This window comes from Alistipes sp. An31A (genome assembly GCF_002159425.1).
GTDB classification, from domain to species: domain Bacteria; phylum Bacteroidota; class Bacteroidia; order Bacteroidales; family Rikenellaceae; genus Alistipes; species Alistipes excrementigallinarum.
Window position 1 is genome coordinate 21,358 of record NZ_NFIO01000013.1, and the last position, 24,460, is coordinate 45,817.

17 protein-coding genes and 2 pseudogenes are annotated in these 24,460 nt (G+C 66.9%); 12 read left to right on the forward strand and 7 right to left on the reverse strand.

Translation table 11 applies throughout. The features are described from left to right. Window positions 1–29: 29 nt before the first annotated feature. The 3 genes and pseudogenes from B5F90_RS09595 to B5F90_RS09605 all read left to right on the forward strand — a co-directional run. Window positions 30–1,073: pseudogene (locus tag B5F90_RS09595) on the forward strand (RluA family pseudouridine synthase); the annotation flags it as partial. 231 nt (window positions 1,074–1,304) lie between these two features. Further along, window positions 1,305–2,996 (forward strand): annotated as a pseudogene (locus B5F90_RS09600) (YgiQ family radical SAM protein); the annotation flags it as partial. A gap of 434 nt (window positions 2,997–3,430) precedes the next feature. Next, entirely contained in the window at window positions 3,431–4,000 is a 570-nt protein-coding gene (locus B5F90_RS09605; RefSeq protein WP_087362584.1) for a GNAT family N-acetyltransferase, read from the forward strand. Between the two features lie 242 nt (window positions 4,001–4,242). Here B5F90_RS09605 and B5F90_RS09610 read toward each other — a convergent pair whose 3' ends face one another. The 4 genes from B5F90_RS09610 to B5F90_RS09625 form a co-directional block, all read right to left on the reverse strand. Further along, window positions 4,243–4,956, reverse strand: a complete 714-nt coding sequence (locus B5F90_RS09610; RefSeq protein ID WP_162607776.1) for an HAD family hydrolase — start codon at window positions 4,954–4,956, stop codon at window positions 4,243–4,245. Window positions 4,957–4,975: 19 nt separating this feature from the next. Beyond that, a complete protein-coding gene (locus B5F90_RS09615) occupies window positions 4,976–6,067 on the reverse strand; it encodes a porin (protein ID WP_087362586.1) in 1,092 nt (363 codons plus the stop codon). 1,275 nt (window positions 6,068–7,342) lie between these two features. Next, entirely contained in the window at window positions 7,343–8,341 is a 999-nt protein-coding gene (locus B5F90_RS09620) for a GNAT family N-acetyltransferase (protein WP_199792091.1), read from the reverse strand. A 75-nt stretch (window positions 8,342–8,416) separates the two neighbouring features. Continuing rightward, the gene (locus B5F90_RS09625) at window positions 8,417–9,250 is read right to left on the reverse strand and encodes a 1-acyl-sn-glycerol-3-phosphate acyltransferase (protein WP_087362588.1); all 834 of its coding nucleotides are present in this window, start codon (window positions 9,248–9,250) and stop codon (window positions 8,417–8,419) included. 153 nt (window positions 9,251–9,403) lie between these two features. Here B5F90_RS09625 and rsmH point away from each other — a divergent pair, with 153 nt between their 5' ends. The 9 genes from rsmH (at window position 9,404) to B5F90_RS09670 (ending at window position 20,657) form a co-directional block, all read left to right on the forward strand. Continuing rightward, complete coding sequence (rsmH, locus tag B5F90_RS09630) at window positions 9,404–10,354, forward strand: 16S rRNA (cytosine(1402)-N(4))-methyltransferase RsmH (protein ID WP_087362589.1); 951 nt, start codon at window positions 9,404–9,406, stop codon at window positions 10,352–10,354. 186 nt (window positions 10,355–10,540) lie between these two features. Next, window positions 10,541–11,053, forward strand: coding sequence for an FtsL-like putative cell division protein (locus B5F90_RS09635; protein WP_087362590.1), 513 nt, complete (start codon window positions 10,541–10,543; stop codon window positions 11,051–11,053). A gap of 6 nt (window positions 11,054–11,059) precedes the next feature. Further along, entirely contained in the window at window positions 11,060–13,321 is a 2,262-nt protein-coding gene (locus tag B5F90_RS09640; protein WP_087362591.1) for a penicillin-binding transpeptidase domain-containing protein, read from the forward strand. Between the two features lie 333 nt (window positions 13,322–13,654). Then, window positions 13,655–15,124 carry a UDP-N-acetylmuramoyl-L-alanyl-D-glutamate--2,6-diaminopimelate ligase gene (locus B5F90_RS09645; RefSeq protein ID WP_087362592.1) on the forward strand — a complete coding sequence of 490 codons (1,470 nt, stop codon included), beginning with the start codon at window positions 13,655–13,657 and terminating at the stop codon, window positions 15,122–15,124. A 118-nt stretch (window positions 15,125–15,242) separates the two neighbouring features. Continuing rightward, window positions 15,243–16,487, forward strand: a complete 1,245-nt coding sequence (gene mraY / locus B5F90_RS09650; protein ID WP_087362593.1) for a phospho-N-acetylmuramoyl-pentapeptide-transferase — start codon at window positions 15,243–15,245, stop codon at window positions 16,485–16,487. A 26-nt stretch (window positions 16,488–16,513) separates the two neighbouring features. Further along, on the forward strand, window positions 16,514–17,227 hold the full coding sequence (locus B5F90_RS09655; protein WP_087362594.1) for a hypothetical protein: 714 nt from the start codon (window positions 16,514–16,516) through the stop codon (window positions 17,225–17,227). After that, a complete protein-coding gene (murD, locus tag B5F90_RS09660) occupies window positions 17,224–18,573 on the forward strand; it encodes a UDP-N-acetylmuramoyl-L-alanine--D-glutamate ligase (protein WP_087362595.1) in 1,350 nt (449 codons plus the stop codon). Before B5F90_RS09655 ends, murD begins: the two co-directional genes overlap by 4 nt. Before the next feature lie 22 nt (window positions 18,574–18,595). Next, a complete protein-coding gene (locus B5F90_RS09665; protein WP_239307788.1) occupies window positions 18,596–20,047 on the forward strand; it encodes an FtsW/RodA/SpoVE family cell cycle protein in 1,452 nt (483 codons plus the stop codon). Between the two features lie 214 nt (window positions 20,048–20,261). Further along, entirely contained in the window at window positions 20,262–20,657 is a 396-nt protein-coding gene (locus tag B5F90_RS09670; protein WP_087362596.1) for an RNA-binding S4 domain-containing protein, read from the forward strand. A gap of 224 nt (window positions 20,658–20,881) precedes the next feature. Here B5F90_RS09670 and B5F90_RS09675 read toward each other — a convergent pair whose 3' ends face one another. From B5F90_RS09675 to B5F90_RS09685, 3 genes are all read right to left on the reverse strand, one after another. Then, complete coding sequence (locus tag B5F90_RS09675) at window positions 20,882–22,387, reverse strand: fibronectin type III domain-containing protein (protein WP_143256157.1); 1,506 nt, start codon at window positions 22,385–22,387, stop codon at window positions 20,882–20,884. Between the two features lie 368 nt (window positions 22,388–22,755). Continuing rightward, window positions 22,756–23,319 (reverse strand): aminoacyl-tRNA hydrolase, encoded by a 564-nt coding sequence (pth, locus tag B5F90_RS09680; RefSeq protein WP_087362598.1) that lies wholly within the window; start codon window positions 23,317–23,319, stop codon window positions 22,756–22,758. 12 nt (window positions 23,320–23,331) lie between these two features. Continuing rightward, window positions 23,332–23,901: a 50S ribosomal protein L25/general stress protein Ctc gene (locus B5F90_RS09685; protein WP_087362599.1), complete on the reverse strand. Its 570-nt coding sequence runs from the start codon at window positions 23,899–23,901 to the stop codon at window positions 23,332–23,334. Window positions 23,902–24,460 lie beyond the last annotated feature (559 nt).

A 24,460-nucleotide genomic window follows, 5' to 3' on the forward strand; every position in this document is an offset into this window, starting at 1 on the left:
AGGAGGCGGATGATGATGACGGCGACGACGACGGTGACGACGATGAGGGCAGCGGGCAGGGGCTCTACGAACACTTCTCCATCACGGCCGACAAGGGGCAGACGCTCATCCGGCTGGACAAGTACCTCACCTGCCGCATGGAGAAGTGCTCGCGCAACCGCATCCAGGCGGCGGCCGACAGCGGCAACATCCTCGTCAACGGCAAGCCCGCCAAGTCGAGCTACAAGGTCAAGCCGCTGGACCGCATCTCGCTGGTGATGCCCTACCCGCGCCGCGAGGTGGAGATTATCCCCGAGAACATCCCGCTCGACATCGTCTACGAGGACGACGACCTGCTGATTGTCAACAAGGCGGCCGGCATGGTGGTCCACCCGGGCCACGGCAACTACCAGGGGACGCTGGTCAACGCCCTGACCTACCACCTGCGCACGCTGCCGATGTTCCGCGAAGGGGACATGCGCGCCGGACTGGTCCACCGCATCGACAAGGATACCTCGGGACTGCTCGTCATCGCCAAGAACGAGCTGGCACACGCCCGGCTGGCCAAGCAGTTCTTCGACCATACGATTCACCGCCGTTACGTGGCCCTCGTCTGGGGCAACTTCGAAGAGGACGAGGGGACCATCACGGGCAACATCGGCCGCGACCCCAGGGACCGGCTCAAGATGCACGTCTTCGCCGACGGCTCGGAGGGCAAGCATGCCGTCACACACTGGTGCGTGCTCCGGCGCTACGGCTACGTGACGCTGGTCGAGTGCCGCCTCGAGACGGGGCGCACGCACCAGATTCGCGTCCACATGGCCTGGCAGGGCCACCCGCTCTTCAACGACGCGCGCTACGGCGGCGACCGCATCCTCAAGGGGACGACCTTTGCCAAGTACCGGCAGTTCATCGAGAACTGCTTTGCGCTGATGCCGCGCCAGGCACTCCACGCCCGCTCGCTGGGCTTCGTCCACCCGACGACGCACCGCGAGGTCTGCTTCGAGAGCGAGCTTCCGGAGGATTTCCGCGCCGTTCTGGCCAAGTGGGACACCTACGTGGCGGCCGGCCGCACCGACGAGGAGACGCTCTGAGTTCCAATCGAGGGGGGGGGTGAGCAGGCCGGGGGAGGGCAACCTCCGGGCCGCACCGCAACACCGGACCGCAATACGACAAAAAATGCCGGGGCTGCACCCGCACCGCAACACCTGCCCCTCCCGGAAGCGCGACGCCCGCCGCACACACACCTCCGGGACCGCAACGCGACACCGCGACGCCCGCCCGCGGCCGCCGCACCCATATTATCCGTTACCGAACAAACCGCCATGTTTCTGCCGACAACCGTCAAAGAGGTCCGCGAACGCGGATGGGATTACCTCGACGTCATTCTCTTCACGGGCGACGCCTACATCGACCACCCGGCCTTCGGCGCCGCGGTCATCGGCCGCCTGCTCGAGGCCGAGGGCTACCGCGTCGCCATCGTCCCCCAGCCCAACTGGCAGGACGACCTGCGCGACTTCACCAAGCTCGGTGCGCCGCGCCTCTTCTTCGGCATCTCGGCCGGAGCGATGGACTCGATGGTCAACCACTACACGGCCAACCTCAGGCTGCGCCACGACGACGCCTATACGCCCGGCGGCCGCGCGGGCTTCCGCCCCGACTACGCCGTGACGGTCTACACGCGCATCCTCAAGCGCCTCTTCCCCCATGTGCCGGTGGTCGTGGGGGGCATCGAGGCCTCGCTGCGGCGGCTGACCCACTACGACTACTGGAGCGACGCGCTGCGCCCCTCGGTGCTCGTCGAGTCGGGCGCCGACCTGCTCATCTACGGCATGGGCGAGCGGGTGGTGCAGCAGGTCGCACGCGCCATGCACAACGGCTACAACGCCAAGCTGCTGCGCCGCATCCGCCAGGTGGCCTTCCTGGCCGACGACGACTACGTCGCGCGGCTCGACCCCGCGACGACCATCCGCCTCCACTCCTTCGAGGAGTGCCGGGCCGACAAGCGCGCCTTCGGCGAGAACTTCACCGTCATCGAGACGCAGAGCAACCTGATGGAGCCCGTTGCGACGCTCGTCGAGCGGACGGGCGACCGCTGGGTGGTGGTCACACCCCCCAACACCACGCTCTCGACCGAGGAACTCGACCACTCGTTCGACCTCCCCTACGAGCGGGCGCCCCACCCGCGCTACCGCGGCAAGGGGGAGATTCCGGCCTGGGAGATGATTAAGTTCTCGCTCAACATCCACCGGGGCTGCTTCGGCGGCTGCTCCTTCTGCACCATCTCGGCCCACCAGGGCAAGTTCGTACACTCGCGCAGCGAGCGGTCGATTCTCGCCGAGGTGGAGCGTATCGTCCGCATGCCCGGCTTCAAGGGCTACCTCTCGGACATCGGGGCCCCCTCGGCCAACATGTACCGCATGGGGGGCCGCGACCGGACGCTCTGCGCCCGCTGCCGGCGCCCCTCGTGCCTCCATCCGCAGCGTTGCCCCAACCTCGACAACGACCACCGGCCGTTGCTGGCCCTCTACGAGAAAATCCGCGCCGTGAAGGGCATCCGCAAGGCCTTCATCGGCAGCGGCATCCGCTACGACCTCTTCGACGATTCGCCCTACCTCGAGACGGTGCTCCGCCACCACACCTCGGGGCGGCTCAAGGTGGCCCCCGAGCACACCGAGGAGCATGTGCTGCGGCTGATGCGCAAGCCCCCCTTCGCCCTCTTCGAGCAGCTCAACGAGTCGTTCCACGCCATCTGCCGCCGCGAGGGGCTCCCCTACCAGCTCATCCCCTACTTCATCTCGTCGCACCCCGGCTGTACGGAGCACGACATGCGCGAACTGGCGCGCAAGGTGCTCGGACGGCTCCACTTCACCCTCGAGCAGGTGCAGGACCTCACCCCCACGCCGATGACCCTCTCGTCGGTGATGTTCTACACGGGCGAGAACCCCTACACCCACGAGCCGGTCTACGTCGCCCGCACGCAGGAGGAGAAGCGCCGCCAGAAGAGCTACTTCTTCCGCCCGGGACAGGCGGGGGCAGCCCCGGCCCGAAGTGCGGGACGAGGCACAGAGCATGGAACAGGACACGATTCGACCCGGGGCGCGGAACGCGGAGCGGAGCATGGAGCGGAACGGGGAACGACCCGGGGTGAGGAACGCGGACCGGAGCATGATTCGGCGCGCGCTGCGGCCCGGGAGGCAAACCGGGGCGCGAAGCGGGGCTCGGCGGCAGGCTCCGGCAAGTTTTCGGCAAAGGGTTCGGCAAAGGGTTCGGCAAAAAGTTCGGCCCGCGCCGGGCAGACCGGTCGCACCGAGCGATTCGACCGCCCGGGACAATCCGGGCCGTCCGGCCGCTCCGAACGATTCAACCATTCCAACCGCTCCGAGGGGCGGGAGCCGCGTGAAACCACCTCTTCGGAGCGCCGCTCCGGGAGGGCCAAAGGCGGGCGGCGATGAGCGGCGGCTGGACCATCCGCCGGATGAGGCAGTCGGAGTACGCTCTGCTGCCCGAGCTGCTGCTCAAGGCCATCTACCTGCCCGAAGGGACGCCGCCGCCCCCCTTCGAGGCGGTCTTCTCCCCCGAACTGCTCCCCTACACGGTCGGCTTCGGAGCCGGCGCCTACGACCGGGCGCTCTGCGCCGTGGTGCGCGGAACGGTCATCGGCGCCGTCTGGGTGCGGCTGGTCAGGGGGTTCGGCTATCTGGACGACGCGACGCCCGAGCTGGTGCTCGTCGTCGAGGAGCCCTTCCGCGGCCGCGGCATCGGCACGGAGCTGCTCCGCAGGATGCTGCTGCTGGCCGCCGACGAGGGGGTCCAGCACCTCTCGCTCTCGGTGCAGCGCGCCAATCCGGCCCGGAGGCTCTACCTGCGCATGGGCTTCGAGACGGTGCGGAGCCACGGCGGGGAGGATATCATGTGCCGCCCGACGGCGGGTGTGGAGCGCCGGACGGGCGACCGTCTGCGGCGCTGGCTGGAGCCGATTGCAAGGCTCTTCCGCCGCGACGAGGAGCCGGAAGGATAAGGCGCCCGAGGGTCGGAGCACAGAGACAAAGGGTAACCGGGCAGGCGGCAGGAAGCACAGGCCGCGGACAGGTGGCGCAAAGGTCGGGGCAGGCCGGCAGCAAGAAGCACCGACGGCGGGTCGGCGGCACGGAGCGCCGGCGCCCCCTCGGCAACCCACAAAAGATGAGGCGGAGCACTCCCGTGGGGAGTGCTCCGCCTCTTTTTTTGGGCGTGAATAAACGGAAGCGCGGTCTTCGCGGCTCAGCACCCCAGCAGCGGGGCGAGTTCGTCGATGCGCTCCAGCGCGGAAAAGTCGTAGGGTGCGAGCGCCGCGGGGTCGACCTCCTCGTGGCGCCACGTCTCGCCGAAGGGGATGTGGACCGCACGGCCCCCCAGCGCCACCACGGGGAGCACGTCGGAGCGCAGCGAGTTGCCCACCATGAGGAAGGCCCCGGGGGCGACCCCCAGCCGCCGCATCACCTCGCCGTAGGCCGCCTCGTCCTTGTCGGCCATCACCTCGACGGCATCGAAGCAAGGGGCCAGCCCCGAGAGGCGGAGTTTGCGTCGCTGGTCGAGCAAATCCCCCTTGGTGACGACCGCCAGGCGGTAGCGCCCCTGCAGCCGCCGGAGCGTCTCCCGCACGCCGGGCAGCAGCTCGACGGGACGCTGAAGCTGGTCGCGCCCCAGGGCGAGTAGCTCCCCCACGACGGCGGCGGGGAGCCGCTCGCCGCCCAGCTCGAGCGCCGTCTCGACCATCGAGAGGACGCAGGCCTTGACGCCGTAGCCATAGAGCGGCATGTTGGCCACCTCGCGGGCATAGAGCCGCTCGACGGCCTCCCTCGCCCCGGCCCACGGGGCCACAAGGGCGCAGAAGCGACGTTCGCTTTCGCGGAAGAAGGGTTCGTTGACCCACAGCGTGTCGTCGGCATCGAAGGCGACGACCTCAACGGTTCGGTAGTCCGATATTCGGTTCATCTCATCCATTTCAGTATCTTCAGAAGATTCCCGTCAACATGACCGACACCCCGTGGCGGCCGAAGGGGCGGGCCGCCGTCAGCTGACGGGCCCGCTGCGAGGCGCGGTGCTCCTCGTAGGTGTAGTCGAGCTGGAAGCGGAAGAAGCGCCAGGGGGTCCACAACAGCCCCAGCGTGTAGTTGTTCTGGCCGTAGCCGAGCTCCATATCCTCGTCGAAGGAGTCGTAGCGCACGACGGGAAAAAACTTCGCCGAGGCGCGCCACCCGCCCGCAAGGAACCACCCCTGGCTCCGCTGCCGGCGCAGAGGCTGTTCATCCCCGGCGGCGGCCACCTCCGTACGGCCCCAGATATACTCGCCGCGCAGCATGAAGCGCCCCCGGTCGTAGCGGCCCCCCGCACCGTAGCGCACGCGGCCGAGGCTCCGCTCGCCATAGCGGCCCCAGTAGCCCGAGGCGGCAAGGAGCAGCCCCGCCGTCGGGCGGAGGGTCAGCCGCGCCACGACATCCTTCGAGCGGTTGCGGTCGTGCGCATTGATGCCCTCGCCGTTGAGCAGCGCGAGGTTGTAGCCGAGCAGGTGCTCCCCGCCGCGGCGGATGAAGCCACCGTAGAGGTGCCCGCCGAGGCCGCGTCCCGTCGAGGCGTGGCCGCTGATGTCGTTGAAGCCCATCAGGCGGATGAGCACCAGCGGGTAGTCGATTAACTCGACGCTGAAGGGGGGATACTCCGTGTTCTCGATGGAGAAGGGGATTTTGAAGGCCCCCGCCTGGAGGTTGAGCTGTTCGAAGGGGCGGTAGCGCAGGAAGGCGTCGAGCAGCTGGGGATGGGCCAGTTCGATGTGGAAGCGGTAGTCGAGCTGCGGGGCGAGGTCGCCCTGCAGGTCGAGTCGCACGCGCCGGACGAAGAACTCCGAGGTGCCGCGGTCGTGCCATTCGTAGCCCAGCTGCAGGTAGCCCGAGATGCGGGGCAGGCAGGCGCGGAGGCGCTCCAGCCGCGCGATGCGGCGCTCCAGAGCGGCAGGGTCCGCGGCGGAGGCCCGGGCGGAGGCCCGGGCGGAGTCCGGTTCGAGGGCGGCAGGACCTTGGGCGGAGCCCGGCTCCGGAGCGGCAGGCATGGGAGCGGCGGAGGTCGCCGGGTTGCCGGGGGCCGCCGGGGAGGAATCGGCCGGAGGAGCCGGGACCGGAGGAGCCGGGACCGGAGGAGCCGGGACCGGAGCGGCAGCGGGGGCTGTCTTCGGAGCGGCGGCAGGGTCCGGAACTGCGGGTGACTCCGGGGCGCCGGTCGTCTCCGGGGCATCCGGAACTTCCGGGACATCCAGAACTTCCGGGGCCGGCAGTGCCGCCGCGACAGGCAGAGCCACCGGGGCAGCCGCGACAGCCACGGATTCGGCAGCCGGCGAAGCCCCCGCAAGGGGGCGAATCGGCGCATCGGTATGAAGTCGGGAGGGAAGGGGGTTGCCGGGACGGAGCTCATGCGCGAAGCATCCGGCCGGCCGAGCACTGCAACAAACCGCACACGCAAAGAGTGCGAGGAGGTGGTTTTTCATGGTATTGGTGCTTTGAGGTGACAAATGAAGGAAATTCCGCGCAATATTCCAACCGGGACCGGCACTTTCGGCCTCCATTCCGGCCAAAAGGGAGGCAAACGCCCCCTGTCCGCCGCGGCGGGCCGGCAAATGGAGAAACCGGCGGGTCAATGGGAATGGCCGGCGGGAAGAAGAGACCGGCGCAGCAACCGGTCGAAACCGGTGGCCCCGGGAGGCGGCGGGTCGGCGTCGGCGGGGAGGAACTCCCGAGAGGCCGGCGGGAAGGAGCGGCCGGCGCAGCAACCGGCAGAGGCGGCGGCGACCGACGGGGCAACCAGTGGGACGGCGGGTCGGCGTCGGCGGGGAGGAACTCCCGAGAGGCCGGCGGGAAGGAGCGACCGGCGGGGCAACCGGCAGAGGCGGGCGGTCCCGGAAGGCGGCGGGTCGGCGGCGGGTCAGCGGGCGCCGGCAAAAAAGACACCCCGGAGCGGCACTCCGGGGTGTCGACGGACAAGCCGTCTTCAACACAATACTTATGATACTTAAATACTGATTTTTCCAGTCGTCTGCTGCCGCCGGACGCTGCCGGCTGCCGCGCTTTTCCAATTTTCGGGCCGCATTGCTCCAACTCCGGGTCGTTCCCAAATTCGGGCCGCTCCCGACACCGGGATTGGTCGCCACTTTTCCAGTTTTTGGGCCGCCACCCTCCAATCCGGGCCGCCGGCCTCCTTGCGCCGGCCCGGCCAAACTTCGGGCCATCCATCGCGGTCCTGCCAAGTTCCGGACCATCCATGCACCAGCCCCGCCAGGTTCCGGGCGGTCCAGTTCGGCACCCCAATCTCCGGCCCCCGGGCCCCCGCCGCGCTACTCGCCGCTGCGCACCTTGCGGTTGATGCGCTGCAGATGCTCGTGCAGCCGCTCGCGGAACCGCTCGCGACGCTGCTTGAGGTTCGCCTGCCACCCCTGCCAGCGGGTGTAGCGCTCGCGCTTCTCGGGGTAGATGTCGGGAATCGTCACCAGAATGCCCGTCTCCTCCACCCCGCCGAAGTCGGGGTTCGAGACCGTATCGAAGACCCGCATCGTCGGCGAAAGGTTCATGTAGGCGTTGATGAGCGGCGGAATCGTCTCGTCGAACTCGCGGATTTTCTGCAGCAGAATCCGGTAGTTCTCCGCATAGTCGCTCCCCGTGAAGAACTCCTCGTAGTAGGGGTCGTCCAGGTCGAGCTGCAGCGGGTGGATGGCCGTCACCAGATGGTCGCGGTCGGGGAAGTAGCGCCGCAGGAACCAGATGAGGGCGTTGCGTGCCACGGACTTGTAGGTCGTATACATGGTCACCTTGCCGAAGAGGTACTTCGCCTGGGGGTTGAGCACGATGAGGGCGCCCAGTCCGTCCCAGAGGTTGTCGAGCGCGTAGATGCTCTTGCGGTTGGCCCGCGCCTGGTAGGAGCGCTGCACGAACGAGCGCCCCAGCTCGATGGTATAGGGAAGGTAGTCGCGCCGGAACTGCTCGCTGAAGCGGAAGTAGTGCTCGGTCGAGAGGTGGCGCGGATGCTCCGACGTGCAAACGATGAAGCGGTAGCCACCCACTATCTCCTCGGCGTGGGGGTCCCACACGATGAGCTGGTAGTAGCCGTCCGGTGCGAGGTCCTCCTCGTCGATGTCCACCTCGAGCCCCGTGCCGCCGCCGGCGATGCGGAAGGCCTCCTCGCGCAGGCGCCCCACCTCGCGCATCAGCGCCGGACACTCCGAGGCCGCAAAGATGTAGATTTCGTTCGAGGCCTTGTTCGTATCGCGGTACTTGCGTTCGGGGGTCAGCTCGGCCCGCAACAGTGCCCGGTCGACGGGTGGAATAATCGGTTGCATCAGCGTTTGGGATATCGTCCGCCGCGGCCCGCGGGTCGGCGGCGGATTATACTTTACGGCACAAAAATAGGTATTTTATCGCTTTTTCTCCCCTGCGTCGAGGCTATTTTTCAAAAAATAGGTCTTTTTGCGTACGAACTCCACCTGTTCGCGGAGCGACCCCGCCGCCTGGAGCTCCGTCATGCGGAGCGGCTCGCCGAAGCGGATGCGGAAGTGCTTGCCCCCCTGGGAGAACATCTCGTCGGGGAGCCAGAGCATCTCGATGTTGAACTTGATGCCCAGCGCCTTGCGCAGCGAGGCCACGCGGTAGAAGAAGTTCGACAGCTCGCCCTCGACGAAGACCGGAACCACCTGCCGCTGCGAGGCGTAGGCTTTCTTCAGGAAGTTGGGCTTCCACGGAAGGTCGCACACCTGACCCCCGATGCGGCGCGAGCAGAGCCCCGCCGGGAAGGTCAGAATCGGCCGCTCGCCCATGAACTCCTCCTCGTAGCGGCGCGCATAGGCGGCGCTCTGCGCCCCGTGCTTGTTGACGGGAATCCAGAGCGGCCGCAGCGGCTCGAGGTGCATGAGCAGGTCGTTGACCACCACGCGCGCATCGCCGAAGCGGCCAATCAGCTCGTCGGCCAGCATCATGCCGTCCATGCCACCGAAGGGGTGGTTCGAGACGAAGAGGTAGCGCCCCGCGGGGTCGAGCCGTTCGAGCCCCTCGGAGGAGTAGGTGACCCCCCAGGTGCGGAAGCAGGCGTGGATGAACTCCCGCGGAGGGAGCTCCCAGAAGGTGCGCAGGATGTAGTTGATATCCTCCTCGTGGATGGTGCGGCGCAGCCACCGCAGGGCGAAGCCCGGAAGGTGGCGGGCCAGCGAGGGGGCCTTCTCCGCGAGGACGCGGGCTATGTCGATTTCGGCCATTTCGGACTGTTTTTTTCACGCTTCCGCCGTACGGAAGCGGAGCCGCACGGCCGCAGGGCGACCGGCAGCCGGGTCGGAAAAATTTATATCGGCAAAGATAAACATTCTTCGGGAAAAAGTCGCTACCTTTACACCCAAATCGACCATAGCGAAATGGCTGCTCCGCAATACCACGTACCCGTCCTGCTCGAGGAGTCGGTCGGGCTGCTCGACATCGACCCCCGAGGCACCTACGCCGACCTGACCTTCGGCGGCGGAGGGCACTCGCGCCGCATCCTCGCCGCACTGGGGCCCGAAGGGCGGCTCTATGCCTTCGACCAGGACCGCGACACGCGCGCCAACTGCCCCGACGACGGGCGGTTCCACTACGTCGAGAGCAACTTCCGCTTCCTGCGCGGGGCGCTGCGGCTGCGCGGCGTCGTGCAGGTCGACGGCATTCTGGCCGACCTGGGGGTCTCGTCGCACCACTTCGACGACCTCGAGCGGGGCTTCTCGTTCCGCGGCGAGGCGCCGCTCGACATGCGGATGAACCAGCGGGGACACCTGACGGCGGCCGACGTGGTCAACGGCTACACCAACGCCGAGCTGACGCGTCTGCTGCGCGACTGGGGCGAGCTGGAGACCCCCTGGAAGATTGCCAACTGCATCGAGCGGGCACGCGCCGGGGAGCCCATCCGCACCACCGCGCAGCTGGTTGCGGCGGTGCGCCCCTGCACCCCCCGCAAGGAGGAGGCGAAGTTCCTCACCAAGCTCTTTCAGGCGCTCCGCATCGAGGTCAACGGCGAGATGGAGGCGCTCAAGATGGCGCTCGAGCAGAGCCTCAAGGTGCTGCGTCCGGGCGGGCGGCTGGTGGTCATCTCCTACCACTCGCTCGAGGACCGGCTGGTGAAGAACTTCATGCGCAGCGGCAACTTCGAGGGGCGCGTCGAGAAGGACTTCTTCGGGCGGAGCCTCACCCCCTTCGAGCCGCTCACCCGCAAGGCGGTGACCCCCTCGGACGAGGAGCTGGCACGCAACCCCCGTTCGCGTTCGGCCCGGCTGCGGGCGGCCGTCAAGCGGGCGGATATCCCCGGCGAGGCGGCCAGCGAGCAGGAAAGCCGATAGCTGCGAGGCAGCCGGGAAAAGAGAAGAAGGCCGGCAAGCAGGAAGGCCGGTGAAAGAAACGGGCCGGCGCGGCCTATAAAAAAATAATAGAAAACGAGAGGAGGCGGGAGGCGCCCGGCAGAGAGACTGCGGAGCCGCACCCCGCCGACCGCACGAGAGATAAGAGATAAAGAGAGACGACCCGCCATGATGCAGGACCACGAATTCGACCCCGTAACCCCCGAGGAGCTCGCCGAGCGCGAGCGCGAGGCGGAACTTGCACGCAAGATTCGCCGCGAGGTGGTGCGCATCCAGCGGGGCGAGGCCGACGAGGAGCTGCGCGAGGATGCCGAACGCGAAGAGGCCGAGCGCCGCGAACGCGAAGAGGCCGAGGAGCGGGCGCGCAAACGCGCCTCGAGCACCATCCGCCAGCTCATCTCGGGCACCATCCTGCTGCGCAAGGAGGCCTCGGAGGCCTACCCCTACCTGCTCAGCATCGCGGGGATGTTCTTCCTGAGCATCGTGGTGATGTTCTGGTCGCTGCACCTCGACCGCCGCTATTCGCAGCTCGAACGCGAAGTGCAGATGCTGCGCGAGCGCTCGGTGCGCCTCCAGCAGCAGCGCTTCCGCGTGACGACCCATTCGGCCGTCGTCGAACAGCTGCGCCAGCGCGGCATCGAACTCTACGACCCGACGGTTCCGGGCGAAATCATCGAATAAACGGCCATGAAGGAGGTACACTCACCCATCAAGAAGGACATCCTGCTGCGGGTCCGGCTGCTCTACGTGCTCTTCATCGCCGTGGCGGCCGTCGTGCTGCTGCGCCTCATCTGGGTGCAGCTCTTCAGCCGCGAGGTGGCCTACAACGCCGACCGCCTCTCGAGCCGCATCTTCACCGAGGAGGTCATCCCCGCCCAGCGGGGCAGCATCCTGGCCCGCAACGGCGAGCCGCTGGCCACCTCGATTTTCCGCTACCAGGCCGCCTTCGACTTCGGCAGCCCGGGACTCGACTCGCTGAAGAGCTTCCACGAGCAGAGCGACTCGCTGGCCAAGCTGCTCGCCGCCTTCTTCCGCGACAAGCCCGCCTCGGAGTACCGCCGCTTCTTCCGCGCCGAGCATGCCCGCCGCTACCGGCTGGTCAACGCCCGCGAGACCACCTACCTCCGCTCCACGGGCTTTCTGGGGCGGCTCATCGACCGCCTGCGCGGCGAGGAGTACATCACGCGCCGCATCTACGACACGCTGCGCGACCACACCCCCGTCAACATCTTCCCGCGCGAGGTCGACCGCGCCGAGTGGGAGACGCTGCGCCGCTACCCGCTGCTCAACTGGAACATGGGCATGGTCTACAGGCTCGTCGAGCGCGACGAGCGCATCTATCCCCAGGGCGAGCTGGCCCGTCGTACGGTCGGCCTGACGGGTGACCGCGGCAACTACGGCATCGAGGATGCCTACCGCGAGGAGCTGGCCGGACACGACGGCCGTGCCGTGCGGCAGCGCATCGCCCGCGGCTTCTACGGCCGCGTGGCAGGCAAGGGCAACGAGGAGCCGCTCGACGGCGCCGACGTGGTGACGACGCTCGACCTGGACCTTCAGGATGTAGCCGACAAGGCGCTGCGCCAGCAGCTCGAGGCGCAGAACGCCATCTGGGGGACCACCATCGTCATGGAGACGCGCACGGGCGAGATTCTGGCCATGGCCAACCTCGGGCGCGCGGGCGGCGAGGGGAGCTTCGCCGAGCGCGAGAACTACGCCCTGGGGCGCAGCATGGAGCCCGGCTCGACCTTCAAGCTCGCCTCGATGCTGCTGCTGCTCGACGACGCCGGCATGTCGCCCCACAAGGAGTACGACACCCACAACGGCGACCCGGTGACCGTGGGCCCGGCGCGCAACATCCGCGACTCGCACCGCGGCGACCGCGTCATCGACTTCCGCCGCGCGGTGGCCTCGTCGTCGAACGTCTACTTCGCCGAGGCGGTCTGGGAGCACTACGGAGCCACGGGCAAGAAGATGGATTACAGCAACTTCCTCCACGAGCAGCTCCACCTGGGGCAGACCGTCGGGCTGGAGCGGCTGGGCGAGCGCAAGCCCTCCATCACGCGCGACTGGAAGGTGCCCGACCCGGGCGTGATGCTCGTCAAGATGAGCTACGGCTACCGCGTGCGGCTGGTCCCCATCCAGATGCTCACCTTCTACAACGCCATCGCCAACGGCGGCAAGATGATATCGCCGGTGCTGGTGCGCGAGCTGCGGCGCGGCGACGAGGTGGTGCGCCGCTTCGGGAGCGAGACCATCGAGAGCCGCATCTGCTCGCACGAGACGCTGCGCGAGGTGACGCGCGACCTCGAGGAGGTCTGCCGCACGGGTACGGCCAGCCAGTTCTTCCGCGACTCGACGCGCTACCGCGTGGCCGCCAAGACCGGCACGGCGCAGATTACCGACAGCCGCATGGGGGGACGCTACTACCTGGGGTCGATGATTGCCTTCTTCCCCTCCGACGAGCCGCGCTACACGGTGCTGACCACCATCGAGACCCGCGCCCAGCCGGGCAAGGCCTACTACGGCGGGCCGCTGGCCGGGCCGGTGGTCAAGCGGATGGTCGACTACATCTCGAACCGCGAGCAGGAGTGGCACGGCCGCGTGGAGCGGGGCGGCGAGCGGCGCTACCCCGAGCACATCAAGGGGGGCAGCATCGAACAGCTCCGTGAAGTGGCGGGCGAGCTCTCGCGCAACGTCCGCAGCGAGAGCCGCCACGGCTGGGGCCGCGCCACGGTCGACAGCACCGCGCGCGTCCACATCGCGGAGCTCGAGACGCAGCGCAGCGTCATGCCCGACGTGCGGGGCATGGGGCTCAAGGATGCCCTCTTCCTGCTCGAGTCGCAGGGGCTGCGCGTCGCCTTTACGGGCGAGGGTTCGGTGCGCCGCCAGAGCATCCCGCCCGGGACGCACGTTGCGCCGGGGGCGACGGTCTCCATCGCGCTGCAGTAGCGGCCGGGGAGGGAGACAAGGAGCCGAGAGGGCTTGATGGGGGGCCGACCGGAGCCGGCACGATAAAAGGAAGCGCCGGGGCCGGGCCCAATAAAGAAACCGGACGGAGCCGAGTGGCACAACCCGGACGCCGGGGCCGGAGAGGACCGAAAAAAAACGCCGGGCCGGGTGCGGGACAAAGACCGCCACCACCGGGTGCGGAGAAGAATACCCCACCGCCGGGGCCGAGAGGACCGGAAAAAACGCCGGGCCGGGTGCAGGACAAAGACTGCAGCCACCCCGGGGCGGCGGATTGAAACGAACGATTGTCAGTAAAAACTGAAGCAACATACGATGAAACCATTGGAAGAACTTTTGCACGGCATTCCCGTCGAGGAGCTTGCGGGCCCCCGCGACGCCGCCATCGAGGCACTCGCCTTCGATTCGCGTGCCGTGCGGCCGGGAAGCTGCTTTTTCGCCATCCCCGGCACGCAGTGCGACGGGCACGACTTCATCGGGGCGGCGCTGGCCGCCGGAGCCACGGCCGTCGTCTGCGAACGCATGCCCGCCGAGCGGCCCGAAGGGGTCGCCTTCGTCCGCGTGAAGGATGCACACGGCGCCCTGGCCGATGCGGCGACCGCCTTCTACGACCACCCGAGCCGCGCGCTGAAGCTCGTCGGTGTGACGGGCACCAACGGCAAGACGACCACCGCCACGCTGCTCTACGACCTGGTGCGTACGCTCGGCTACCGCGCCGGCCTCATTTCGACGGTGGTCTACCGCATCGACGACGAGCGCATCGAGTCGACCCACACCACGCCCGACCCCGTGCGCCTCAACGCCATGCTGCGCCGCATGGTCGACGCCGGGTGCAGCTACTGCTTCATGGAGTGCTCGTCGCACGCCATCGTCCAGGAGCGGACGCGCGGACTCGACTTCGCCGGAGGGCTCTTCACCAACATCACCCACGACCACCTCGACTACCACAAGACCTTCGCCGAGTACATCCGCGCCAAGAAGCTCTTCTTCGACCGGCTGCCGCAGGGGGCCTTCGCGCTGACCAACGCCGACGACCGCAACGGCGCGGTGATGCTCCAGAACACCGCCGCGCGGCGCTACACCTACTCGCTGCGCTCGATGGCCGACTTCCGGGCCAAAATCCTCGAGATGCACCCCGACGGCATGCTGCTGCGCATCGACGGCAGCGAGGTGTGGGTCGGCTTCCTCGGGCGCTTCAACGCCAGCAACCTGCTGGTCGTCTACGGCACGGCCTGCCTGCTGGGATTCGACCGCGCGGAGGTGCTGCGCGCCATGAGTGCGCTGCACCCCGTGAGCGGACGGCTGGAGTTCATCCGCGCCGCCAACGGCACCACCGCCGTGGTGGACTACGCCCATACGCCCGACGCGCTGGAGAACGTCCTCCAGACGCTCGACGAGGTGCGCCGCCCCGAACAGCGGCTCATCGTCGTCTGCGGCTGCGGCGGCGACCGCGACCGCACCAAGCGCCCCGAGATGGCGCAGATTGCCGTCAAGTACGCCTCGACGGCCATCTTCACCTCGGACAACCCGCGCCACGAGTCGCCCGAGGCGATTCTCGACGAGATGACGGCCGGACTGCAGCCCGGCGACCGCTACCTGCGCATCACCGACCGCGCCGAGGCCATCCGCACGGCCGTGATGCTCTCGGCTCCGGGCGACCTGCTGCTCGTGGCCGGCAAGGGGCACGAGACCTACCAGATTGTGGGCGACAAGCGGCGCCACTTCGACGACCGCGAGGAGCTCCGCCGCGACTTCGCGGCGCTCGACGGCGGGACGGCCCGATAGCCCCCCACCGCAAACCGGACCGGCGCGAACGCCCGCCGCGGCCGCAACACGGCGCGAACCCGCCGGGCGCACGACACAGACACACGACACACGACACAACAAGAGAAACGACCTTACCATGCTTTACCATCTTTTCCAGTACCTCGACCGCACCTACGACCTCCCGGGCTCGGGCATGTTCCAGTACCTCTCCTTCCGGGCGGCGGCGGCCATCATCCTGGCACTGCTCATCGTCATCATCTTCGGACGCCGCATCATCGACCTGCTGCGCCGCCAGCAAATCGGCGAGGAGATTCGCGACCTGGGGCTCGAAGGACAGCTCCAGAAGCGCGGCACCCCGACCATGGGCGGCATCCTCATCCTGCTGGCCATCCTGGTTCCCACGCTGTTGGTGGGCAAGCTCGACAACATCTACATCCAGCTGATGCTCGTCTCGACGCTCTGGCTCGGATTCATCGGCGGCCTGGACGACTACATCAAGGTCTTCCGCCACAACAAGGAGGGGCTCAAGGGGCGCTTCAAGATTGTGGGTCAGGTCGGACTGGGCATCATCGTCGGCACGACGATGTGGCTCTCGCAGGACATCGTCGTCCGCGAGAAGGTCGTCCAGCCGGTCGACACGCTCATCGTCGAGCAGGACGGAACCCCCGTGCAGGGCATCCACCAGAACGTGGTGCTCAGCTCCGAGAGCACGAAGACCACCAAGACGACCATCCCCTTCATCAAGGACAACGAGCTGGACTACGCCTGGCTGACGGGCGGCAACGAGACGGCCGCCTGGCTGCTCTACGTCTTCGTGGCCATCTTCGTCATCACGGCCGTCTCGAACGGCGCCAACCTCACCGACGGTCTGGACGGTCTGGCCACGGGCGTCTCGGCGCCGATTGTCGCCGTGCTGGGCGTGCTGGCCTACCTCTCGGGCCACATCGTCTATGCCGACTACCTCAACATCATGTACATCCCCGGGGCGGGCGAGCTGACGGTCTTCGCCGCCGCCTTCCTCGGCGCACTCATCGGCTTCCTCTGGTACAACTCCTTCCCGGCGCAGATTTTCATGGGCGACACCGGCTCGCTCTCCATCGGCGGCATCATCGCCGTCTTCGCCCTCTGCATCCGCAAGGAGCTGCTGCTGCCGCTGCTCTGCGGCGTATTCCTGGTCGAGAGCCTCTCGGTGATGATGCAGGTCTCCTACTTCAAGTACACCAAGCACCGCTACGGCGAGGGGCGCCGCATCCTGCTCATGGCCCCGCTCCACCACCACTACCAGAAGAAGAACATCTTCGAGACGAAGATTGTCGTCCGCTTCTGGATTATCTCGCTGCTGCTGGCGGCCATCACGCTCGTGACGCTCAAAATCCGATAAACCCAACCCTCAAAAAGTACAACCCCATGCAAAAAACGCTTATTCTGCTCATGCTGCTGGCGGCCGTCTCGTGCGGCGGCGACAGCCAGGCGCCCCGCATCGCGGCGTCGCTCGACGACGCGACGCTCGACGGCGTCGAATACGCCCCGCTGGAGGGCAGCCTCCAGGCCGGCAGCTATACGGCCGCCACGCCGCTCGGCGGCGGGTACGACATCCCCGACCAGGAGCGCGTGGAGTCGGTGCGGCTGCTCTTCACCACGCTCGACGGCTACCCCGAACAGTGGCAGCTGCTCCTCTTCCCGGGCGAGCGGCTCCGCATCGACGGAGTGCTCCACGACGACGAGGGCAATGCCGAGCTCGAAATCCGCGGCAGCGAACCCTACGAGACGCTCGACCGCGAGGAGTACCCCTTCCGCCCCCAAATCCGGCGGCTGACCACCCTCGAACGCATCGTCGATGCGGGCGGACAGCTCGACGAGCAGCAGCAGCTCGAGCTCGACTCGCTCGCCGCCTGGCACCGCGCCTACCGCATCGAGTGCATCCGCACCAACCCCGCATCGGCCGCCACGGCCGTACGGCTCTACGACCTGGCGCTCGAGACGGGGCGCGATTCGCTCTTCAGGGCACTCTGGGCCGAACTGCCGGCCGAGGTGCGCGGCGGAAAATACAAACCCCTCTTCGACCTGCTGCAGCCCGCGGCGGCCGGTGAGGCGACTCCGGAAACCAACAACGCGTTATGAAAAAGATAGTCGTTCTGGGCGGCGGAATCAGCGGTTACGGCTCCGCAATCCTCGCCCGCAAGAAGGGTTTCGACGTATTCCTCTCCGACTCGGGACGAATCGCCGACCGTTACAAAGCCAAACTCGACGAGTGGGAGGTCCCCTACGAGGAGGGGGGCCACACCGAGGAGCGCATCCTCGCCGCCTCGGAGGTCATCAAGTCGCCGGGCATCCCCGAATCGGCCCCCATCGTGCGCAAAATCCGCGAGGCGGGCATCCCCGTCATCTCGGAAATCGAGTTCGGCGGGCGCTACATCGGCCGCGCCCGCTGCATCTGCATCACCGGCTCGAACGGCAAGACGACCACCACGTCGCTCATCTACAAAATCATGCACGACGCCGGGATGAACGTCGCCCTGGGGGGCAACATCGGCGAGAGCTTCGCCTATTCGGTCGCCACGGGCAGCTACGACTGGTATGTGCTCGAACTGAGTTCGTTCCAGCTCGACGGCATGTACCGCTTCCGGGCCCACATCGGCGTGCTGATGAACATCACGCCCGACCATCTGGACCGCTACGACCACTGCTTCCAGAACTACATCGACGCGAAGATGCGCATCACGCAGAACATGACCTCGCGCGACTGGTTCGTCTACTCGGGCGACGACGAGACCATCTGGGCGCAGCTGCCGCACTACGACCTGCGCATGCGCCAGCTCCCCTTCGCGGCCCGCAACGCCGTGGCCAGCAGCGCAGGCGACGCCTTCCTGCTCGACGGCCGCTTCACCGCCACGGCGGGCAAGGCTTCGGTCGAAATCGACACCGCGAAGATGCAGATTAAGGGGCTGCACAACGCCTACAATGCCATGGCCGCGGCGCTGGCGACGCTGGCCGCCGGCGTCGACCCCGAGCAGATACGCCGCTCCATCTACGACTTCGCACCCGTCGAGCACCGGCTCGAACCGGTGGCCGAGCGCGGCGGCGTGCTCTGGCTCAACGACTCGAAGGCGACCAACGTCGACTCGGTGTGGTACGCCCTCGAGGGGATGACGCGCCCCGTGGTCTGGATTGCCGGCGGCACGGACAAGGGCAACGACTACACGCCGCTCAAGAAGTTCGCCCGCGAGAAGGTCCACACGCTCGTCTGCATGGGGCTGGACAACGCCAAGCTGCTGCGCGAGTTCGAGGGGGTGGTGCCCCGCATCATCTCGACCGACTCGCTCGACGCGGCGATGCGTGCCGCACGCGAGGCGGCGCGTCCGGGCGACGTGGTGCTCCTCTCGCCGGCGTGCGCCAGCTTCGACCTCTTCAAGAACTACGAGAACCGCGGCGAGCTCTTCAAGCAGTGGGTGCTGAAGAACGCCTGACGATGAATCCCGCAACGGCACGATGGAACGCACGACGATGAACAACGACGACACGACACCCCGCAGCGGGGCCGCAGGCGACGACGGGGCGCAGGCCGCATCGGAGCGGACGCGCCGCACGCGCGCGGAGCGCAGCACCGGAGGGCGGACCGGAGGTTCGGGCGACGCAGGCAGCTCAAGCGGCGCGGGCTCGGGTGCCGGTGCCGCGGCGGCAGCCGACGGCGGGGCTCCGGAGGGTCGTGGACTGCATCTGGGGCGGCTCTTCAACGGCGACCGCGTGCTCTGGATTATCATCGCGGCGCTGGCCGTGATTTCGATTCTGGTGGTCTACTCGTCGACGGCCAAGATGGCCTACGACGCCCACACGGCACGCACGACCTACCACTTCCTGCGGCAGCAGGTCATGGTGCTCATCCTGAGCCTCGGGGCGATGGTTGCCGTGCAGAAAATCGACAGCCGCGTCTACCGCGCCCTGGCCAAGCCGGCCTACATCCTCAGCGTGCTGCTCACGCTGCTGGCCTACTTCATCGGCCGCACGACCAACGGAGCCGCCCGCTGGATTCCCCTCGGATTCTTCGACCTGCAGCCCTCCGAGGCGCTGAAGGTGGCCACGGTGCTCTTCCTGGCCCGCCAGCTGGGCAGCCGCCAGAGCCGCATCGACAAGATACGGATTGTCCCCTCACTCAAGTTCTGGACCTGGCGCCGCTCGCGCGAGCAGCGCCGCATCTGGCGCGAGGGTACGTGGCCCATCCTGATGCCGGTGGCCGTCTCGGCGCTGGTCATCTTCCCGGCCCACACCTCGTCGGCCGTGCTGGTCTGCATGGCCTCGTGGGTGATGATGCTCATCGGGCGGGTCAACTTCCGCGAGCTGATGAAGCTGGTGTGGCTGGGCGTTGCGGCCGTGCTGCTGGTCTGGATGCTCAACCTGGGGCGCAGCGAGACGGCCGAGGGGCGCGTCGGCACGTGGCTCCACCTCTGGACCACGTCGCAGACCGAGAAGCCCATCGAGCATCTGACCGACACCGAGCGCTCGATGATTGCCATCCACAACGGCGGACTGCTGGGCGAGGGGGCCGGGCAGAGCGCCATGCGCGTGGAGATGATTCACCCCGAGAGCGACTACGCCTACGCCTTCTTCGTCGAGGAGTACGGCATCGTGCTGGCCGTGGTGCTGCTGATGCTCTACCTGTGGATTTTCTTCCGCGCCATCGAGATTTTCCGCCGCTGCGGCACCGCCTTCCCGGGGCTCATGGTGCTGGGGCTGGCGCTGCTCATCACCTGCCAGGCGCTGCTGCACGTGATGGTGACCGTCAACCTGATTCCCGAGACGGGGCAGACGCTGCCGCTCATCTCGCGCGGCGGTTCGTCGGTGCTCTTCACCACCATCGCGCTGGGGATGATTCTGAGCGTCAGCCGCCAGAACGACGAGCAGTCGCACGACCGGCCCCGCGGCGAGACGATGTACGAAAAATAGCCCCCCGAAGGGAGGGGGCCGGGCGGAACCGGAGCGCAAAGCCGGAGACGGGGACGGACCGGAGACAGGGACCGGGCGGGCCGGGACCACTGTCGGAAGACCGGGCGAGACGGGATGAATGCCGGGGACCGGGGCAAACCGGGCCTGCCGGAGCAAACCGGAGCAAACGCCGGGGCAAACCGGGGCCATCCGCAACCCAAAAACAAGAGACGAAATGGAGGATATCAGACTCGACAAATATCTGTGGGCCGTGCGGGTCTTCAAGACCCGGAGCGATGCGGCCGATGCCATCCGCACCAACAAGGTGACGGTCAACGGCGCCTATGCCAAGCCTTCGCGCGAGGTGAAAATCGGCGACCTGATAGCCGTGCGCAAGCAGCAGGTGACCTATTCGTACAAGGTGCTCGACCTGGTGTCGAGCCGCCAGCCGGCGAAGAACGTGCCGCTCTACTGCCTCGACGTCACGCCGCAGGAGGAGCGCGACAAGCTCAACATCCCGCGCGAGACGGTCTTCGTCTTCCGCGAGCGCGGCACGGGACGCCCCACCAAGAAGGAGCGGCGCGAGCTGGACACGCTGATGGACGAAATCTACTACGACGACGAGGAGTAGCCCCGTCAGCGGGGGCAGGGGAAGGCCCGCTGCGAAAACATACTGGCCCTTCAGCCGCCGGGAATGCCGGCCCTCTTGCCGGAACATACTGGAAAAGGCTCCGACGCCGGAGATATATTGGAAAAAACCTCTGCCGCACGCGTGCGGCAGAGGTTTTTTCATTCGGGCAGCCAACCCCGGTCGGGGCGGCACGGGGCGCACCGATTAACGTCGGTTAGCACCGGTTAGCGCCGGAGCAGGCCGAGCGTACGGACGCCCACCGAGGAGCCCTCGGCTGCCGGCGTACGGAGCACCACCTTGCAGAGCTTCGTCGTCGCCTTGAACTCGGTGTCGCTCAGTCCGTAGGCAAAGGCGATGTACTCCGTGTCGGGGTCGAGCGGCATGTAGCGCGTCATGGTGAAGCTCTCGTTCAGGAGCATCATCGAGTAGTAGTCGCCGTAGTCGTTCCAGAGCTTCTCCATATCCTTGGCCAGAATCTCCTCGTCGCTCAGGCCGGCGAAGTCGGCCAGCTTGGTCAGCTCGCACCGGTAGGGAACCGCCTCGGAGGTGGGGATGAACTTGATTTGCGCATTCTCGATGCCCCACGACACCACCTCGATGCGAATCGGGTCGTCGCCGCCGGCGGCATCCTTCAGCATGAAGGGCTCGGTGGTGAACAGACGGGTCGTCGCCGCGGCGCGCAGACCGTGCTGGCCCACACCGAAGGCGAAGCCCACGTACTCGGTATTGGCCGCGAACTCGGCATAGGAGAAGGTGTAGTTTCCCTTGTGGCACTGCTCGGCCACCACCGTAGCGTAGTCCGAGCTGGAGATGTGCTCGTTCAGGTCGTCGAGGCAGAGGTTGATGATGCCCTCCTCGCCCAGCGCGTCGAGGTTTTCACGCAGCACGAAGAAGCAGTAGTAGTATTCGTCGGCGGTCGAGGGGGTCACCTGCAGCCGGGCGCTCACGTCGGTCAGGTCGACCACTTCGAGCCCAAGAGTCATCGACGAGGGCTGCACCGTAGGTTCGGGCTTGGTGCGGAACGAGGCGCTGACCAACTCGGAGGTCGCCTTGCCCGAGTAGTCGAGGCCGAAGACATACTCGACATACTCCGTATCGCCCGCCAGCTCCTCGGCCGTCACGAAGCTCTGCGTGCCGGTGAAGAGGAGCCCCATCGAGCGGCAGAACTCCTCGAAGCTCATGGCGTTGAGCTCGGCGGCGCCGGTAATCTGGGCTATCTGGGCGTCGATGAGCTCCTTCTCCGAGGGGAAGGCGTCGAACTCGGCGCGCGGCAGGACGTTGCAGAAGTAGGTCATCGAGGGGTCGGCCGGCGTGACGGTCACCTCGGCACTGTAGAAGGTCACCTCACCGAGCGTGATGGCGAAGGGCGGCTGGGGCGTTTCTCCTGTTGTGGCGCTCGTCGAGGACCACTCGGAGTCACTCCAGCGCGTGAGGTCGCCCGAGACGGCCTTCACCCGGAAGGCGTACTGCGTCGAGGGGGTCAGCCCTTCGAAGCGGACCGAGGTCTCGTTCGTGTAGACCTCCTCGCCCTCGTTGAAGCGGTAGGCATAGCATTTGGCCTCGGAGACGGCCTCCCACGTGAAGGTGAGCGAGACGTCGTCGCCCGTCGAAGCGAGCGATGCGGGGGCGGGAAGCTGTGAGACGGGTTCCGGCGAGTCGGAGTCATTGCCGCACGACACAAGGAGGGGGAGCAGTGCTGTCAGCACGCAAAACAGACGGAATTTTTTCATAAGGTATCATTTAGTTAAGGGTGTGTTTTGAGGATGGGTTTTTCCTGTTTTTTAGGGATGGGTTTTACAAAGATAGAGATTGTTTTGAAAAAAGCAAGCGTTTCGGCCGCTCTCCCCCACACTTTTAGCGCGCACCCTGCCCGACCCCGCTCCGAACGGCGCCCGGGCAACTGCGGCCACTCATACAAAAAAGAGCGGTGCCTCCCGCCCCACCGCACGCAAAAAAGGTGCGCCGCCCCACGCAAAGGGAGCAGCGACCCCTACACCCGCACGTTTCGTCGGGCGCCCTCACCGCGCAAAAAAGGAGCGGCGACCCTCCACGGGTCACCGCTCCCTCGTTCGGGCGCTCCGCCGCACCGGGCAGAGCCTCACTTCTTGTTGTAGGCGTTCATCGTCAGCGAGACGCCGACCGAGACGAACGACACAATCGCCTCGCCGAAGAGCTTCAGCCGCTCGGGCAGCGCCGCACGCTCCTCGGCCGTCCACTCGCCCAGCACGTAGTCGACCTGGTGGCCGCGCGGGAAGTCGCCCCCCACGCCGAAGCGCATGCGGGCATACTCCTCCGTACCGAGCAGCTCGGCGATGTTCTTCAGCCCGTTGTGGCCGCCGGCACTCCCCTTGGGACGCATGCGCAGCGTACCGAAGGGCAGCGCGATGTCGTCCGAGACGACCAGCAGGTTCTCGAGCGGAATCTTCTCGGCCTCGAGCCAGTAGCGCACCGCCTTGCCCGAGAGGTTCATGTAGGTCGAGGGCTTGAGCAGCAGCACCGTCCGCCCGCGCACCTTCATCTCGGCCACGGCGCCGTAACGGGCCGTCGTAAAAACAACGTTGGACGCCTCTGCGAGCGCGTCCAACACTTTGAAACCGATGTTGTGGCGGGTTTCGGCGTACTCGGCGCCGATGTTCCCCAGCCCAACAATGAGGTATTTCATACTCCGTCAGGATTAGGCCTGAGCAGCGGCACCGCGCGATGCACGCGTTACGCGTACGGCGCAGACAGCCGTCGTAGCCGGCGTCACGAACTTGAGGTTCTCGAACTTGAGGTCGCCGACGAAAATCGTCTTGCCGACACCCAGGTTCGTAACATCCACCACGATTTCGTCGGGCAGGTTCTCAACCAGGGCGCTCACGGTGAGCTTGCGGGCCGAGAGAACCAGCTTACCGCCGACCTTCACACCCTCGGCGTTACCCGACAGGCGGACGGGAATGGCAATCGATACGGGCTTGCCGTCGGCGATGCGGAAGAAGTCCAGGTGGAGAATCTCCTCGCGTACGGGGTGGAACTGAGCCTCACGCAGTACGGCGAGCTCCTTCTTGCCGTCGAAGTCGAACTCTACAATGTAGGAGTTGGGGGTGTAAATCAGGGGCTTTACCTCGCGGGGGTCAACCGAGAAGGTGACCGTCTCGCCGTTGCCGCACAGCACGCAGGGGACCATGCCCTCGCGACGGATTGCCTTGGCAGCCTTCTTGCCGTACTCTTCACGCTTTACGGCCTTGATGGAAATGGTTTTCATAGCTAAAATTTTGAATGTTAAAGTGTTACCTTGGGCGGTTCTCAGTGCGGCGACGCGGCGTCGCACCCCACTACCGCTTGCATTGGGCCACAAAGATACGAAAAATCCGGGAAATCAACACTTTTCGGCACTATTTCTCGCCCCGCGGCCCGAAAAAGTGCGCGGCAGCGAAGTGGGCGCAGGGGCGGAACGCGACCGCGATGCGGGCAGGAGGGGCAGGCGGACGGGCGACGGGACAGCGACGGGCGGGCACACGAGCCGGGCAGGACGCACGAGCCGGCGGGGCACACGAGCCGGCGGGCACACGACGGAGGGCGGCGGACCGGACGGAGGGGTGGATGGGTGGACCGGCAGCCAGGTTCAGCAGCCGGTTCAGCAGCCGGCTCAGCGCCCAACATGCTGCTCGAGCCACTCGCGCAGGGCGTCGCCCCGTAAATCGACCGCCACGACCCGGCGCTCACCATCCAGCAGCAGGTTGTGCGGGATGGTCCGGATGTCGAAGCGGGCGACCAGCTCCGCGAACGAGGCGTCGCTGCGGTCGAGGCGGAGGTTGAGCAGC